Genomic DNA, 14,572 nt, shown 5'->3' on the forward strand with positions numbered 1-14,572 from the left:
GTTAAATAGACAATTGTGGCAAACCTCGATTTTAGCTTAGATATCCAGACAACAACTAAAAGCAACACAACATCAACAACAAACACAACGGGATACCATCATGACGGGTGAAGACGCGGTACAACAGGCAAACGCCTATTTTGACAGCGGGGCTTTTCGGCAGGTGCTGGCGCGCCGTATTGCTCTGCAGACGGAGAGCCAGCGGCCGGATCGCGATGCGCTGCTGATGCAGTATCTGCAGCAGGAAATCATGCCGCCGCTGCGCGCGCTCGGCTTTGAGCTCCATCTGTACGACAATCCGCAAGCGGCCAACCGGCCGTTTCTGATCGCCGTACGCATCGAAGATCCCGCGCTGCCGACCCTGCTGACCTACGGCCACGGCGACGTTGTCTTCGGCGACGATGACAACTGGCGCAGCGACCTTTCTCCCTGGCAGCTGCATGAGGAAGGCGACCGCTGGTACGGACGCGGCAGCGCCGATAACAAGGGACAACACAGCATCAACCTCGCCGCGCTGGAACAGGTGTTTCAGGCGCGCGGCGGCAAACTGGGCTTTAACTGCAAACTGATCTTCGAAATGGGGGAAGAGATCGGCTCCCCCGGGCTGGCGGAGATCTGCCGCCGCCAGCGCGAACTGTTGCAGGCCGATCTGTTTATCGCCTCTGACGGCCCGCGGCTGAACGCCACCCAGCCGACGCTGTTTCTTGGTTCGCGCGGCAGCGTCAATTTCCGCCTGAGCATTCACGCGCGGGACAACGCCTACCACTCCGGCAACTGGGGCGGCCTGCTCACCAACCCCGGCACCCAGCTCGCCAACGCCCTCGCCGCGCTGGTTAATCAGCACGGCCAGCTGCAGGTCGCCGCCTTACAGCCGCCGGCGCTGGATGAGGCGATGCGCGCTATTTTGCGCGAGCTGACCGTCGGCGGCCAGCCTGGCGATCCGCAGATTGACGAACACTGGGGCGAAGCCGGGTTAACCCCCAGCGAGCGTCTCTACGGCTGGAATACGCTGGAAGTGCTGGCCTACCAGACCGGCAATCCGCAGCGGCCGATGAATGCCATTCCCGCCGACGCCACGGCGGTCTGCCAGCTGCGCTTTGTGGTCGGCACCGACTGGCGGCGGCTGGTCGAGCACCTGCAGGCCCACCTGCAGGCGCACGATTTTGGCCATGTCGAGGTCGAGTGGCTGCACGGTACCCCCGCGACCCGCCTCAATCCTCAGGATCCGCTGGTGCACTGGGCGCTCGATATCATGCAGCGCGCCAGCGGTAAAAAACCGGCGCTACTGCCTAACCTGGGCGGCTCGCTGCCGAACGACGTGTTCGCCGATATTCTCGGGCTGCCCACGCTGTGGGTGCCGCACTCCTACCCGGCCTGCGGCCAACACGGCGTCAACGAACATCTGCTGCAGTCCGTCGCCCGGGAGGGCCTGCAGATCATGACGCGCCTGTTCTGGGATCTCGGCGACAACGGCATCAACGTGCTGGCGCAGCGCCGGCGGGAGGCGACGCGATGAGCATCTCCGCCCAGACGCCGGCCGCCGGCAATAAACCGCATCTGTACAAAACGCTGTTCGCCACCTGCATCGGCAACGCCCTGGAGTGGTTCGATATCGCCGTGTATGGTTTTTTCGCCAGCTATATCGCCCACGCCTTTTTTCCCACCGAGGATCCCGCCGTCTCGCTGCTGCTGACGTTCGGCAGCTTCGGCGTTTCCTTTCTGATCCGCCCGCTGGGCGCCGTGGTGCTGGGCGCCTACGCCGACCGCGTCGGGCGTAAAAAAGCCCTGCTGGCGTCCATCAGCCTGATGATGCTCGGCGGCGTTATCATCACCTTTATGCCGTCGTACGCCACCATCGGGCTGACGGCCCCGCTGATGATCCTGTTCGCCCGTCTGATTCAGGGCTTCTCCGCCGGCGGCGAATTCGGCAGCTCGACTGCGTTTCTGGTGGAGCACTTCCCCGAACGCAAGGCGTTTATCGCCAGCTGGCAGTTCGCCACCCAGGGCGCCAGCACCCTGCTGGCTTCGGCGTTCGGCCTGGGGATGAGCTACTGGTTGAGCGAAACGCAGATACAGGACTGGGGCTGGCGTATCCCCTTTGCCTTCGGCCTGCTGATTGGCCCGGTGGGGCTGTATATTCGCCGTCATATCCATGAGCCGGCCAGCTTCAAGCAGCATATCAAGGCCAGAGCGCCGCTGAAAACGCTGATGAGCAGCCAGAAGCGTCTGCTGTTGCTGGCCATCGGGCTGATGGTGATCTCCACCGCTATCAACTATATGCTCAACTATGTGCCGACCTACGCCACCAAGAACCTACACCTGCCCGGCTCGGTCGCCTTCAGCGCGACGCTGCTGGCCGGCGTGATCCTGACGGTAGTGACGCCACTGGTAGGGCTATGGGCGGAAAAAGTCGGCCGGCTGCCGCTGATGTGGGGTTCGCTGCTGTTGCTGGTGGTCAGCATCTACCCGGCGTTCCGGCTGGTGGTTAATCACACCACGCCGCTGACGCTGATGCTGCTGGTCGGCTGGATGGCGCTGTTGAAATCGGTGTACTTCTCTACCGTGCCGTCGCTGATGGCGGATCTGTTCCCGATGGAGACCCGCGCCAGCGGCATGGCGATCGGCTATAACATGGCGGTGACGGTGTTCGGCGGCTTTGCGCCGCTGATTTGCACCCTGCTTATCAGCCTCACCGGCACCAGCCTGGCGCCAAGCTACTACCTGATGATGGTGGCGCTGCTGAGCGGCTGGGCGTTGCTGAGCAGCCAGCAGCAGCTGCGCGACGTCGCACGCGCCTGACCGACGCGCCCCGGTCAGCCCGGGGCGCGATTTTTAACCGTCATCCGGTAATTTTTCCTGCGCCAGCGCGATAAACGCCCGCGCGGCGGCGGTCTGATACGCCCCGCGGCGCTGCATCAGCACTGCCGTGCGCTGCAGCAACTGCGGTTCCAGCGCGATGGCGACCACCCCGGCCTGTTCTTTGGCCACCGCCGCCGGCAACAGCGTGGATAACGGCGTACGGCGGATGATTTCCAGCACGGCGCTTAATGAGTTGGCCTCCATCTGCACCCGGGGATAAATGCCCTGACGGCCGCAGTAACGGTCAATCTGCTCGCGCGTGGCGAATTCCGCCGTCAGTAAAATCAGCGCCTCGTTATTCAGCTGTTGCAGGCCAAGCGTCCGCTGCCCGGCCAGCGGATGGTGGCGGCCCACCACCAGCGCCAGCGTCTCCACCAGCAAACGCTGCGTAACGATCTCCGTTGAACGCACCTCTTCGAAGGCAATGCCGAGATCGAGCCGATCGTCGAGCAACTGTTCCTCCATCTGCTCTTGCGACATCTCACGCAGCGACAGCGTGATCCGGGGATAGCGCTGATAAAACGCCTCCACCAGCGGGCCGACCAGATAGCTGGTAAAGGTGGGCGTAACGGCGATGCGTAATGCACCGCGGCTCAGATCGCTGACGTCGTGGATCGCCCGCTGCCCGGCGGACAGATCCTGCAGGGCGCGCTGCGCATAGCGCAGATAGACCTGCCCGGCGTCGGTCAGCTGGATTTCCCGTCCGCTGCGGTCAAACAGCGGCGCGCCGAGCCGCTCTTCCAGCTGTTTAATCTGCTGCGACAGCGCCGGCTGTGAAACGTGCAGCGCCGACGCCGCGCGGGTGAAGCTGCGGTGCTCCGCAACCGCAATAAAATAGTTGATGTGCCGCAGAAGCATGACGCCACCTATAAGTTTTAGTTATTCAGTTTATCCATATCCGATATTTTACCTTATACATACTCAGGCGTAACCTGCCAGGCATCCCATCACTACGCCGTTGCGGGAGCAGCCATGAAAGACATTATTGAAGGTTTCCTTAAATTTCAGCGCGATATCTTCCCCGGGCGGGCCGCGCTGTTTCAGGATCTGGCCACGCGGCAAAGCCCGCGCGCGCTGTTTATCTCCTGCTCCGACAGCCGTCTGGTGCCGGAGCTGGTGACCCAGCGCGAGCCGGGCGATCTGTTTGTAATACGCAACGCCGGCAATATCGTGCCGTCCTACGGCCCGGAGCCGGGCGGCGTATCGGCATCGATTGAGTACGCCGTCACCGCCCTGCAGGTGACCGACATCGTGATTTGCGGCCACTCCGACTGCGGCGCCATGACCGCCGTCGCCAACTGCAGCTGTATGGAGCACCTGCCGGCGGTCAGCGCCTGGCTGCGCTACGCCGATTCGGCGCGCATCGTTAACGCCGCGCGTCAGCACCTGACGCCGCGCGCCAAAGTGGACGATATGGTGCGTGAAAACGTGATTGCCCAGTTGGCGAATATTCAGACCCACCCTTCGGTGCGTCTGGCGCTGGAGGAGGGGCGCGCCGCGCTGCACGGCTGGGTCTATGACATTGCCAGCGGCGGCATCGATGCCTTCGACGGCGCACGCGGCGCCTTTGTTTCTCTGGCGGACCATCCGCAAACCCGCGCACTGCCCCGCCAGTCGGCGGCGGTGTAACCCTTGTCTTTAACCCATAAGGTGACCCTAATGATTCAGTCTCAAGTAAGCAACCACGCGCGTCAGGCGCTGACCGAGGTTATTTTGCTGGCCAAGGCCCGCCAGGACCTCTCCTTTGCCCAAATCACCGACGGCACCGGCCTGAGCGAAGCCTTCGTCACCGCCGCCCTGCTCGGCCAGCACGCGCTGCCGGCGCAGGCCGCCGCCAGCGTGGGGGAGAAACTGGGGCTTGACGCCGACGCCGTCGCGCTGCTGCAGACCATCCCGCTGCGCGGAAGCATTGAGCAGCGCATTCCGACCGACCCGACCATTTATCGCTTCTATGAGATGCTGCAGGTGTATGGCACCACGCTGAAGGCGCTGGTGCATGAGAAGTTCGGCGACGGCATTATCAGCGCCATCAACTTTAAACTGGACGTGCAGAAAGTGGACGACCCGGAAGGCGGTTCACGCGCGGTAATCACGCTGGACGGCAAGTATCTGCCCACCAAACCGTTCTAACCCACGCAGACGCCATGCCGACGGCGGCATGGCGCTGATAGTCACAGCAGGAGAACGCTATGGATTTTGTGCAACGCACCATCGATCTGGCCATGAAGAACGTGGAGGAAGGCGGCCGGCCGTTTGCCACCGTCATCGCGCGCAACGGTGAAATCATCGCCGAAAGCGCCAACCAGGTCGCCCAGACCAACGATCCGACGGCGCATGCCGAAATACTGGCGGTGCGCGCCGCCTGCCGCAAGCTCGGCACCGAGCACCTGACGGACTGCGACATTTACATTCTGGCCAGCCCGTGCCCGATGTGTCTGGGCTCACTCTACTACTGCAGCCCCAAACGGGTGATTTACCTCACCACCCGCGAAGACTACGCGCCGTTCTATAAGGACGACCGCAAGTACTTTGAGCTGGAAACCTTCTACGATGAGTACGCCAAGCCGATGGGCGAACGCCGTCTGCCGATGATTCAGCAACGGCATCAGGGCGCAATCGCCGTGTATCAGCGCTGGCAGGCGCTGAACGCCCGCTGAGCCGCCCGGAGGGGGCCAGCCCCCTCCGTTATCGCAAGCTTAATACTCCACCACCACGTCCCCGGTCGGCACGCTGCAGCAGGAGAGAATATAACCCTCTTCGACGTCCTCATCGGTAATGCCGCCGTTATGCGCCATCTCTACCGCCCCCTCCAGCCGCTTCACCTTGCAGGTGCCGCAGATGCCCATGCCGCAGGCTTTGGGAATATGCAGCCCCAGCTTGGCGGCGGCGGCATGCACGGTTTCCCCCGGCGCAATCTGCACGCTCTTGCCGGTAGCGGAGAAGAACACCTGGATCAGATCGGAACGCGGTATCGCTTCGGCCTCTTCCGCCGCCTGTTCGGCATCCTGCTGCGCCTGCTCTTTCACCGGCTCCGGCGTCGCGCCGAACGACTCCTCATGGTAGCGGCGCATATCGAAGCCGACTTCCTGCAGCATGGTGCGCACCGCCTTCATATAAGGCGTCGGGCCGCAGCAGTAGACTTCACGCTCCATAAAGTCGGGCGCCATCATCTCCAGCATCGCGTGGTTAAAGAAGCCGCGATAGCCGCCCCAGTTCTGCCCGGACTCGTAGCGTTCGCACACCAGGTTCAGCTTAAAGTTGGCGATGCGCGCGGCCATATTCTCCAGATCGCGCTGGAAAATAATGTCGCGCGGCGTACGCGCGCTGTGAACAAACACCATATCGACGTCGGCGTTGGTATCAAAATACCAGCGCGCCATCGACATCACCGGCGTAATGCCGACGCCGCCCGACAGAAACAGCACCCGGTCGCTCGGGTTGTCGATACAGTTAAACTGGCCAACCGGACCATGCACCGCCAGCTCCATCCCCTCGCTCATGTTGTCATGCAGCCAGTTGGACACCTTGCCCCCCGGCACCCGTTTGACCGTGATCGAGAAGCTGTAGGGCACCGACGGCGAGCTGGAGATGGTGTAGGAGCGGAACACCTGCTCGCTGTCGATCTCCAGTTCCAGGGTAACAAACTGGCCGGGCTTAAAGAAGAACATGATCGGCTGCTCGGCCATAAAGCAGTAGGTTTTTACATCCCAGGTTTCCTGAATCACTTTGACGCAACGCACAGCATGACGACCGTTGATCCAAGTCTGGGTGGTTACCGGCTCAAAAGCGCCGGTATTTACTACCGAAATAGTCTGGTTGGTCATAGGGAATGCTTCCTGTGGGCCAGGTGTCGATGAATAGCACGCGATGGTTCGGCGCGGCCGTAATACGACTGAATTTTCAGTTCAACCCTCGTTTGCCATTTACTTATTCACGACATCGGGATATCTGAAAAAACCACCGGACAACAATAGTTTCCCTCAACGTCTCTAACGGAGGGGATTGATGTCGCAGCCAGAACATAACGTATTCTCGACAGGGCGCAGCATCTGCTGTGACAGTGACCCATTTCTCTAATGGGGTGACCGGGAACGGGGCGTTGTTACAACCAGGATGCGTCCGCGCGCGGGCGCGACACACTTTGATCTGAATGAGAAGAGCAACATCATGAGTCATAACGATCTGCTGAATATCACCTGCGCCAGCATTACCGATGCTCGCGAACAGATGACCGACTTGCTCAAACGGCGCCAGCCGAACTACTCGCTGCCGCAGCCGCTGTATAACGACCCGACCATGTTTCGCATTGATATGGAGGAGGTGTTTCAGAAAGAGTGGCTGTTCGTCGGCATGACCAGCGAAATCCCGAAAAAGGGCGACTACTTCACCCTTGAAATCGGCCAGAATCCGGTGCTGGTGGTGCGCGACGCCGACGGCGCCGTCAACGCCTTCCACAATACCTGCCGCCACCGCGGCTCGCGCATCTGCCAGCAGCCGCGCGGCAAGGTGGCGAACCTGGTGTGTCCCTACCACCAGTGGACCTACGACCTGAAGGGCAACCTGCTGTTCGCCGGCACCCATATGGGCGACGGCTTCGAGCCGCGTCAGCACGGGCTGAAGCCGGCGCACTGCCGCACCGCCGGCGGCTTTATTTTTGTCTGCATCGCGGAGCAGGTGCCGGAATCCGACTTTGATGACTTCCTGGCGACGCTCGAAGAATATATGGCGCCGTACGACGTGGAAAACACCAAGCTGGCGACCGAATCCGAGATGTATGAAAAGGCCAACTGGAAGCTGGTGCTGGAAAACAACCGCGAGTGCTACCACTGCGCGGGCAGCCACCCGGAACTGCTCAACACCCTGCTGGAGTGGGACGACACCAACGATCCGCGCGCCACGCCGGAGTTTATCGCCTACTACAATCAGCAGGCGGAGCAGTGGGATCAGGAAGGGATCCCGCATCGCCATCAAAGCTTCGGCCAGCGCAACCGCATCGTCCGCATGCCGCTGAAACCGGGCGCCAACGTGATGACCATCGACGGCAGCGAAGGCTGCACCAAGCTGCTCGGCCGCATTCAGAACCGTCAGCTGGGCTCGATGCGCATCCTGCATCTGCCCAACTCCTGGAACCATATGCAGAGCGATCACTTTATCGTTTTCCGGGTGCTGCCGATCTCCGCCCAGGAGTCGCTGGTGACCACCAAATGGTTTGTACATAAGGATGCGGTGCCGGGCGTCGATTACGATCCAGAACGCCTGCGTCAGGTCTGGGATGCGACCAACGATCAGGACCGCATTCTGGGCGAGGAGAACCAGCGCGGCATTAACTCCATCGGCTATCAGCCCGGCCCGTATTCGGAAACCTACGAATTTGGCGTGATCAACTTCCTGGATTGGTACAGCGATACCGTACTGAAGAATATGGACGCGGCGGATAATAGTGAGCACTACCCGATCGGCGTGCCCGACGCTGAACGGCAGTACGGCTGATTCCCCCTTTTGCCCCGGCCCTCTCGCCTGAGAGAGCCGGGCAACGCGATGTCCTTTTCCCGAGATAAAAAAACCCGCGCCTTACCGGCCGCCGCGCACCACTCCTTCTTCCAGCAGCAGATCGAATATCGCCTGCGCCATCTCGGCGGCCGGCTTATCACGCAGAATGCGCCCGCCATCGCCCTGCGACTTCGCGGTCGCCGCCTTGAAGCGGTCGGCGGCGGTTTTCGCCTTCACCACCTGCAGACGCTTCGGCCGCTTACGCGCCGGCGCCTCGCTCCACTGCGCCATCGCTTCGTCGTGGCAGGCAACGCCCGCCGCCGTACTTGTCAGCTGCGCCCGGCTGGCGGGGCCGAAAGCGCTCTGACGCGGCGCCGGCGCCGCCAGATCAACACTGGCGATAAACGGCAGCGGTACGCTGAGCGCCCGGCGCTGGCCGCGCGGCAGCGCCTGCAGCAGCTGCGCCTCGCCGCCGTCGATACTGACGATATCGGCAATGCCGGTCACCACCGGCATGCCCAGCGTTTCCCCCAGCAGGTAAGGCACCATGCCGGACGATTCGCCGCTCTCGGCGCGCACGCCGGTCAGGATGATATCCGGCTTCTCCTGGCTCAGATAGCGGCACAGGGCGGGCACCACATCCGCGCACTCACCCTGCTCCAGCACTCGCAACGTGTTCAATCCCATACCGGCATAGCTGCGCAGCGCTTCGGCGCCGGGGTCACCCGCGTGCAGCACCTCCAGCCCCTGCGGCGCCAGCGTCAACGCCAGTTCCACCGCCCGGGCGTCCTGTCCGGCGCGGCGCTCGCGCCCGGAGCCGGGATGCTTGCCGATCGACACCAGCGCGGTCACGCGCAGGTCTGCATTCTGCTTCTCAGGCCGCATGTTCAAATTCCCCCTGATGGTGCTCTCTGACCAGCCGGATCAGCTGGGCCATAACCTCGCTGCTGTCGCCAATCACGCTGAGCGCGGCGCGTTTCACCATATCGCAGCCGGCATCGGTGTTAATGGCAATCACCTTGTCGCACTGGCCGATGCCCTGCAGATGCTGGATTGCGCCGGAAATGCCCACCGCCACATAGACCCGGGCGGTGACCCAGGTGCCGGTGGCGCCGACCTGGCGCTGACGCGGCATATGGCCATCGTCCACCGCCACCCGGCTGGCGCCTTCGGTGGCGCCGAGCGCTTCGGCGCACTGGTGGAACAGCGTCCAGTCCTGCACGCCGTTGCCGGCCGAGAGGATAAACTCCGCTTCCGCCAGCGCCACCGCGTTGGGATCCACCGCCACCTGACCATCATCGCGAATGCGCGTTGCCGCATTGACCACCTGCTGCAACTGCACCGGCAGCGCCTCATGGCGGGTTTCGTCCACCGGATCGGCGCACTCCGCCGCCAACAGCAGCATACGCGGCGTGGCACGGGTAATATCGATACTGCCGCCGGCCCCGCGACAGACGCTTTGCGCGGCATCGACCCGCCAAGCCTGGGTGGCCGGGCGCTCGCCCAGACGCGCCGCCAGCCGGCAGCCCAGCTCAAAACCGCCGGCCACGCTGTCCGGCAGCAGCCAGTGGCGCGGCGCAAACTGGCGCTCCACCTCGCTCAGGGCGGCAACGCGCAGCTCCGGCGCATACGCCTGATAGCCGTCGCCGCTGAGTTCCAGCAGCCGGTCAACGCCGGCGGTCGCGAACCCCTGCTCGCGGTGATCGCCGAACACCACGGCCAGCACCGCTCCGGCGCCGCCGATCTCGCGGATCAGCGCATGGGCCTGGCCCAGCACGTCCCGGTCGTGATCGCTCAGCCGTCCGCCCACCATATCGGGCACCACCGCAATGTAGTAGTCGGGCTGCTCCACCCGGTGCAGCGGCAGCAGCGTCGTCTGTACCGCGCTGACCGCCCGCTGGCCGCCGCGCAGGGCCGGCATACCAACATTCATCCGGTCAATACGGCGAATGCCGTTCGGACCGATAAAGCCCACGGCGTGCGGGTTGCGGCGAATCAGCCCGGACGGGCCGCGCGACTCGCCCGCCGGCATCATCATCGCCGCGTGCTGCGGATGCAGACGGTTGCGCGCAATCCATTCGGCGCGCGGGTCTCTGCGCAGAATCTCGCTCATCAGGCTACCTCCATCGCAGGTTGTTCACTCTTGCGTCTGACCACCGGCGGCGCGCTCGGCTCCGCCAGCGCCTCCGCCACCAGTTCGGCAATATCCTTCACCTCCGGACGCGGCTCTACCACCCCTTCGAGCATCGCGGTGCACTGCTGGCAGCCGACGGCGATCAGCGCCGCGCCGGTGGCGCGGGCGTCCTCCATCCGCATGTCGGCAATCCGCCGTTCGCCGGGAATATCGGTAATCGGCGCGCCGCCCCCGCCGCCGCAGCAGCGGGAGCGGAAGCCGGAACGCTCCATCTCGGCCAGTTGGATGCCCAGCTCCGCCAGCAGCTCGCGCGGCGCCTCATACTCGCCGTTATAGCGCCCCAGATAACACGGGTCGTGCCAGGTGACGCTGCCGCCCTTGTAGTCATTCAGGTTCAGCAGCTGCGCCTTCACCAGCTCGTTGATAAAGGTGGTATGGTGCAGCACCTCGTAATCCGGCTTCTCGCCCTCGGGGCAGAATTCCGGATACTCGTTGCGCAGGCAGTGGAAGGCATGCGGATCGGTGGTGACGATGCGGTTGAAACGGTATTTGCCCAGGGTGGCGAGGTTGCGCTTCGCCAGACGCTGGAAGGTGGCGTCATCCCCCAGGCGGCGCGCCACGTCGCCGCTGTCCAGCTCTTCGTCCCCCAGTATGGCGAAGTCTACTCCCGCCGCCTTCAGGATCTTCACAAAAGCGCGCAGAATGCGCTGGCTGCGCATATCGAACGCGCCGTCGGACACCCAGAACAGTACGTCCGCCTGCTTCACCTCCTTCATGATCCGCAGGTTCTGATCCGCCGCCCAGTTGGTGCGGCTGCGCGGGTTAAACCCGTTGGGATTGTCGGTGACGATCAGGTTATCCAGCACTTCGGCCCCCTTGTTCGGGGTGCTGCCCTTCTCCAGCGTCAGGAAGCGGCGCATATCGACAATCGCGTCCACGTGCTCGATCATCATCGGGCACTCTTCAACGCAGGCGCGGCAGGTGGTGCAGGACCACAGCGTTTCCGGATTGATCAGCCCGGAAACGATGGGCTGATGCGGCGCGCCGCACGCCTTGCCGACCTCGATGCCCGGATAGGGGCTGCCGGCAAAGCGGGCGTCCGAGCCGCCGGCCAGGCCGACCACCATATCCTGAATCAGCTTTTTGGGGTTCAGCGGCTGCCCGGCGGCGAACGCCGGACACACCGCCTCGCAGCGGCCGCACTGCACGCAGGCGTCGAAGCCGAGCAGCTGATTCCAGGTAAAATCGCTGGGCTTTTCCACTCCCAGCTTCGGCGCCGCCAGATCCACCGCTTTCAGCGCGGTGGAGCGTCCGCCGCCAAAGCGCTCCGGCCGCCGGTGAAACGCCAGATGCAGCGCGCCGGCAAAGGCGTGCTTCATCGGCCCGCCCCAGGCCATGCCGAACACCATTTCCCCCAGCCCCCAGACGATCCCGGCCGTCAGCAGCGCCGCCAGCAGCCAGCCGCCGCTGCCTTCAGGCAGGATGCCCGCCGCCGGCAACGTGGCGATAAAAAAGCTGGCCGCGAAGACCAGCAGGCTTTTCGGCAGCCGCATCCACGGCCCCTTCGACAGACGGGACGGCGGGTTGCGACGGCGGCGATAGACAAACAGCGCCCCGGTCAGCATCAGCGCCAGCGCCCCCAGCAGCGCGCCGGCCAGCCAGCGGCTATGGATGCCGAACAGATGCACCGCCAGGATCAGCAGCATCGACAACACAAAGCCGCCCGCGGTCGCCACGTGGGTGTTCGACATCACCTTATCGCGCGCCACTACGTGGTGCAGATCCACCAGATAGCGGCGCGGCATCGCCAGCAGCCCGGCCAGCAGGGCCACCTTTTCCGGCCGGCCGGCGCGCCACAGGCGGATGCGCCGGATGATGCCGACCGCCGCCAGCAATAGCGCAACCGTCAGCAGCACGGGGAGTAATCTGTCGAGTATCATGGTGTCCTCTCTCGCAATAACCCGGGTGGGCGTTCGGTTACAGATCCTTGCACAGGCGCAGTGCGTCGTAGATCGCCGCGTGGACGTTGCGCTGCGACACGCAGTCCCCCAGCCGCCAGAGGATCATGCCTTCGCCCGCCTCCGCCAGCACCGGCTGCGGCTGCGCGGCAAACAGCGCCTCGTTATCGATCTGCCCCTGATTGCGTGACTCCGCCTTCAGCTGGTAGTACAGCTCCTCATTCGGCCGGGTGCCGTTTTCCACCACCACCTGATCCACCACCCGCTCCTCTTTCTGGCCGGTGTACTCGTTTTCCAGCACCGCCACCAGCTTGTCGCCTTCGCGATATACCGCCTCCAGCGCCAGATCCGAGGTCATGATCACCGCCTTTTCATACAGGCTGCGGTAATAGGTCGGGAAGGTGGTGCCGCCGATGCCGACGCCGGGCTTGATATCATCGGTCACCAGCTCTACCAGCGCCCCTTTGGCGGTCAGGTAGTCGGCGGTCGACATGCCGGTAAATTCGCAGATGGTGTCGTAAATCAGGACGTTTTTACCCGGCTCGACGGCGCCGGTCAGGATGTCCCAGCTGGAGACCACCCGTCCGTCCTCCGCCCCCCACTCCGGGTTTTGCTCAAGGAACGGCCGGCCGCCGGTCGCCAGGATGCAGACATCCGGCCGCAGATCGCGCACCGTAGCGGCGTCCGCGTTGGTTCCCAGCTGGACCGTCACCCCCAGCCGCTGCAGCTCCATCGCCAGCCAGCGGGTAATGCCCGCCATCTGGTCACGCTGCGGCGCCCGGGCGGCGATCGAAATCTGGCCGCCCAGCTCCTCGCCGCGTTCGAGCAGCGTCACCTGATGGCCGCGCTCGGCCGCCACCCGCGCCGCCTCCATGCCGCCGGGGCCGCCGCCGACCACCACCACCTTGCGCTGCGGGCCGTCGCTTTTGCTGATAATATGCGGCAGCCCCATGTATTCGCGCGAGGTCGCCGCGTTCTGGATGCACAGCACGTCCAGCCCCATATACTGACGATCGATGCAGTAATTGGCGCCCACGCACTGGCGGATCTGGTCTACCTGGTTCAGTTTGATCTTGGCGATCAGGTGCGGATCGGCGATGTGGGCCCGGGTCATGCCGACAAAATCGACATAGCCCTGCTCCAGAATGCGCTGCGCCTGGTTCGGATCCTTGATGTTCTGCGCGTGGATCACCGGCACCGACACCACCTCTTTGATCCCGGCCGCCAGGTGCAGGAACGGCTCCGGCGGGTAGCTCATATTCGGGATCACGTTGGCCAGCGTGTTATGGGTATCGCAGCCCGAGCCGACCACGCCAAAGTAGTCCACCATGCCGGTGGCGTCGTAGTAGGCGGCGATCTGCTTCATATCTTCATGGCTCAGGCCGTCAGGATGGAATTCGTCGCCGGTGATGCGCATGCCCACCACAAAATCCGGCCCGACCGCTTCACGCACCGCCTTCAGCACTTCCATCCCGAAACGCATGCGGTTTTCAAAACTGCCGCCCCACTCGTCGGTACGCTTGTTGACCCGCGGCGACCAGAACTGATCGATCATGTGCTGATGCACGGCGGACAGCTCCACGCCGTCGAGGCCGCCCTCTTTGGCGCGCACCGCCGCCCGGGCGAAGTCGCCGATCACCCGCCGGATCTCTTCCACTTCGATGGTCTTGCAGGTCGCGCGGTGCACCGGCTCGCGGATACCCGACGGCGACATCAGGTTGGGCCAGTTCTCACCGTCCCAGCGCGAACGCCGCCCCATATGGGAAATCTGGATCATGATCTTGCCGCCGTGCTTGTGCACCGCGTCGGCCAGATTTTGAAAATGGGGAATGATGCGGTCGGTCGACAGGTTCACCGAGCTCCACCAGCTCTGGGGACTGTCGATAGACACCACGCTGGAGCCGCCGCAGATGCAGAGGCCGCAGCCGCCTTTCGCCTTCTCTTCGTAATATTTAACGTAGCGCTCGGTGGTCATGCCGCCGTCGGTGGCATACACCTCGGCGTGGGCGGTGCTGACGATGCGGTTACGGATGGTCAGCTTATTGATATTCAACGGCTGGAACAGGAGATCAAACTGGGACATGGCTACACCCTGATTCAATGCTTAAACCCAGGCCGCCCGCAGGCGGCC

At 63.5% G+C, this 14,572-nt stretch carries 12 protein-coding genes; 6 read left to right on the top strand and 6 right to left on the bottom strand.

Going from position 1 to position 14,572, the window contains the following annotated elements; all coding sequences use genetic code 11:
• Positions 1-100 precede the first annotated feature (100 nt).
• Together D781_RS14510 and D781_RS14515 are read left to right on the top strand one after the other, a co-directional pair.
• Complete coding sequence (locus tag D781_RS14510; protein WP_015673087.1) at positions 101-1,516, top strand: M20 family metallopeptidase; 1,416 nt, start codon at positions 101-103, stop codon at positions 1,514-1,516.
• Positions 1,513-2,799: an MFS transporter gene (locus D781_RS14515; protein WP_015673088.1), complete on the top strand. Its 1,287-nt coding sequence runs from the start codon at positions 1,513-1,515 to the stop codon at positions 2,797-2,799. Before D781_RS14510 ends, D781_RS14515 begins: the two co-directional genes overlap by 4 nt.
• 33 nt (positions 2,800-2,832) lie before the next feature.
• Here D781_RS14515 and cynR read toward each other — a convergent pair whose 3' ends face one another.
• Positions 2,833-3,717: a transcriptional regulator CynR gene (gene cynR, locus D781_RS14520; RefSeq protein WP_015673089.1), complete on the bottom strand. Its 885-nt coding sequence runs from the start codon at positions 3,715-3,717 to the stop codon at positions 2,833-2,835.
• Positions 3,718-3,831: 114 nt separating this feature from the next.
• Between cynR and D781_RS14525 the strand changes: the two genes are divergently transcribed.
• The 3 genes from D781_RS14525 to D781_RS14535 are packed head-to-tail and all read left to right on the top strand — an operon-like array spanning position 3,832 to position 5,516.
• Positions 3,832-4,488 carry a carbonic anhydrase gene (locus D781_RS14525; protein WP_015673090.1) on the top strand — a complete coding sequence of 219 codons (657 nt, stop codon included), beginning with the start codon at positions 3,832-3,834 and terminating at the stop codon, positions 4,486-4,488.
• Between the two features lie 30 nt (positions 4,489-4,518).
• The gene (gene cynS, locus D781_RS14530; protein WP_015673091.1) at positions 4,519-4,989 is read left to right on the top strand and encodes a cyanase; all 471 of its coding nucleotides are present in this window, start codon (positions 4,519-4,521) and stop codon (positions 4,987-4,989) included.
• A gap of 59 nt (positions 4,990-5,048) precedes the next feature.
• Positions 5,049-5,516: a nucleoside deaminase gene (locus tag D781_RS14535; RefSeq protein ID WP_015673092.1), complete on the top strand. Its 468-nt coding sequence runs from the start codon at positions 5,049-5,051 to the stop codon at positions 5,514-5,516.
• Positions 5,517-5,555: 39 nt separating this feature from the next.
• On the opposite strand, the gene D781_RS14540 is transcribed toward D781_RS14535, so the two are convergent.
• Entirely contained in the window at positions 5,556-6,683 is a 1,128-nt protein-coding gene (locus D781_RS14540) for a hybrid-cluster NAD(P)-dependent oxidoreductase (RefSeq protein ID WP_015673093.1), read from the bottom strand.
• Positions 6,684-7,026: 343 nt separating this feature from the next.
• On the opposite strand from D781_RS14540, the gene D781_RS14545 reads away from it, so the two are divergent.
• Positions 7,027-8,349, top strand: a complete 1,323-nt coding sequence (locus tag D781_RS14545) for an aromatic ring-hydroxylating dioxygenase subunit alpha (RefSeq protein WP_015673094.1) — start codon at positions 7,027-7,029, stop codon at positions 8,347-8,349.
• A gap of 81 nt (positions 8,350-8,430) precedes the next feature.
• Here the strand turns inward: D781_RS14545 and D781_RS14550 are convergent, their stop codons facing one another.
• From D781_RS14550 to dgcA, 4 genes are read right to left on the bottom strand one after another with little or no spacing between them, the layout of a single operon-like run.
• Positions 8,431-9,234, bottom strand: a complete 804-nt coding sequence (locus D781_RS14550; protein ID WP_015673095.1) for an electron transfer flavoprotein subunit beta — start codon at positions 9,232-9,234, stop codon at positions 8,431-8,433.
• The gene (locus D781_RS14555) at positions 9,224-10,462 is read right to left on the bottom strand and encodes an electron transfer flavoprotein subunit alpha/FixB family protein (RefSeq protein ID WP_015673096.1); all 1,239 of its coding nucleotides are present in this window, start codon (positions 10,460-10,462) and stop codon (positions 9,224-9,226) included. Before D781_RS14555 ends, D781_RS14550 begins: the two co-directional genes overlap by 11 nt.
• Positions 10,462-12,420, bottom strand: a complete 1,959-nt coding sequence (locus D781_RS14560) for a (Fe-S)-binding protein (RefSeq protein WP_041412161.1) — start codon at positions 12,418-12,420, stop codon at positions 10,462-10,464. The genes D781_RS14555 and D781_RS14560 overlap by 1 nt, the downstream gene beginning before the upstream one ends.
• A gap of 40 nt (positions 12,421-12,460) precedes the next feature.
• Complete coding sequence (gene dgcA, locus D781_RS14565) at positions 12,461-14,524, bottom strand: dimethylglycine demethylation protein DgcA (RefSeq protein ID WP_015673098.1); 2,064 nt, start codon at positions 14,522-14,524, stop codon at positions 12,461-12,463.
• Between the last annotated feature and the right edge of the window lie 48 nt (positions 14,525-14,572).

Source organism: Serratia sp. FGI94, from assembly GCF_000330865.1.
In the GTDB taxonomy this organism is placed as follows: domain Bacteria; phylum Pseudomonadota; class Gammaproteobacteria; order Enterobacterales; family Enterobacteriaceae; genus Serratia_B; species Serratia_B rubidaea.